This is a genomic window from Curvibacter soli, assembly GCF_029211125.1.
Taxonomy (GTDB): Bacteria; Pseudomonadota; Gammaproteobacteria; order Burkholderiales; family Burkholderiaceae_C; genus Curvibacter_A; species Curvibacter_A soli.
The window spans coordinates 1-1,696 of the sequence record NZ_JARGEN010000005.1 but is presented as its reverse complement, the minus strand read 5'-3'; the positions used below and the strand labels follow the sequence as shown (position 1 = coordinate 1,696).

Here is a 1,696-nt window from a genome sequence, read left to right as displayed (position 1 = left end):
CGACGAGCCGGCCAGCCTGCACTTCGCGCTGGAACCCGGCGCGCACGCGGGCGCAACGGCCTGGGTGGCCGTGTGCGACCGGGCCTGGCTGCGCGGCGCGCTCCAGGCCCTGGAAGCCGTGGGCCTGCCCGTGGCGCGCGTCGTGCCCGAATGGGCGCCGGACCCCGCCGCACCCGCGCTGTATGCCGTGGGCACGCCCGAGGACCCGCGCATCGCCGCCAGCGCGCCCGGCCAGGCCGTGGTGCTGTGGCCGCTGGCCGCCGCCGCGCAGGCGCAGGCCGACGCGCAGATACCGCTGTACGCCGAACCCGCCGTCGCCGCGCTGGCCGAGAAGGCCCTGGGCCGCGCCGCGCAGATCCAGACCGCCGCCACGCGCTGGCTGCAGGCCGCGCAGTCGCCGTGGAACCTGGCGCAGTTCGAGTTCGCCAGCACCGGCGGCACGCGCGTGCTGCGCCGCGCCGCGGGCGCGAGCCAGCAGTTGCTGCGCGCGCCGCAGTGGCGCGCCGCGCGCTGGGGCGTGGTGGCGCTCGCGGCGGCGCAGCTCGGGGGCCTGAACGCCTGGGCCTGGCAGGAGAAAGCCGCGCTCGCCGCCAAGCAGGCCGGCGTGCGCGGCGTGCTCACCGCCACCTTTCCTCAGGTGAAGGTGGTGGTGGACGCGCCCGTGCAGATGGCGCGCGAGGTGGACGCGCTGCGCCAGGCCACGGGCGCGCTGTCGCCGCGCGACCTGGAGCCGCTGCTCGCCGCGCTGGGCGCGGCGCTGCCGCCGGGCCGCGTGCCCGCGGGCGTGGACTATGCCGGGGGCGAGGCGCGCCTGCGCGGCCTGGCGCTGAGCGCCGAGGAAGCGCAGGCCCTGCCCGCGCGCCTGGCCGCCATGGGCTACGCGGCGCGCATGGACGGCGATGTACTGACCGTGCAGGCGGAAGGCACGCCATGAGCGCCGCCCGGCCGCCCGAAGGCGCTCGCACCGCAGTGCGCAGCACGGAGGTTTCCCTATGAGCGCCGCCCGGCCGCCCGAAGGCGCTCGCACCGCAGTGCGCAGCACGGAGGTTTCCTCATGAGCGCCGCCCGGCCGCCCGAAGGCGCTCGCACCGCAGTGCGCAGCACGGAGGTTTCCTCATGAACGCCGTGCTGGCAGTCCTGCGTGCCCGCTGGGCCGCGCTGGCGGCGCGCGAACGCACGCTGGCGGCCTCCGCCGCCCTGCTGGTGGCCGCCGCGCTGTTGTGGTGGACGGCCATCGCCCCGGCGGTGGGCGTGCTGCATGCCGCGCCCGCGCAGCACGCGGCGCTGGACGCGCAGATGCAGCGCATGCAGGCCCTGCGGTCGCAGGCATTGCAGTTGCAGGGCCTGCCGCGCGCCAGCCGCGCCGACGCGCAGCGCGCGCTCGAAGCCGCCGTGCAGCAGACGCTGGGCGCCACGGCCCGCCTGTCCATCGTCGGCGACCGCGCCACGGTGGCGCTGCAGAACGCCGACGCCGATGCGCTGGCGCGCTGGCTGGCGCAGGCGCGCGCCAACGCCCGCGCCGTGCCTGCGCAGGCGCAGCTCGCGCGCAACGCGCGCGGCGGCTGGGACGGCACGCTGCTGCTGCTGCTGCCCGCGTCCTGACCGCACCCCGCCCGTGCCGTCCGCCCCGCGCTCCTTTTCCGCCCCGCGCCCGCCGCGCGGCGCCTGGCCGTGGGCGCTGGCCGGGCTGGCCGTG

The 1,696-nt window shown here is 78.7% G+C and carries 2 protein-coding genes; both read left to right on the top strand.

What is annotated here, in order from left to right; all coding sequences use genetic code 11:
* A partial coding sequence (gspL, locus tag PY257_RS00675) for a type II secretion system protein GspL (protein ID WP_275737752.1) occupies positions 1–934 on the top strand: 934 nt, incomplete at its 5' end.
* Between the two features lie 182 nt (positions 935–1,116).
* Positions 1,117–1,602 (top strand): type II secretion system protein GspM, encoded by a 486-nt coding sequence (gene gspM / locus PY257_RS00670; protein ID WP_275737750.1) that lies wholly within the window; start codon positions 1,117–1,119, stop codon positions 1,600–1,602.
* Positions 1,603–1,696 lie beyond the last annotated feature (94 nt).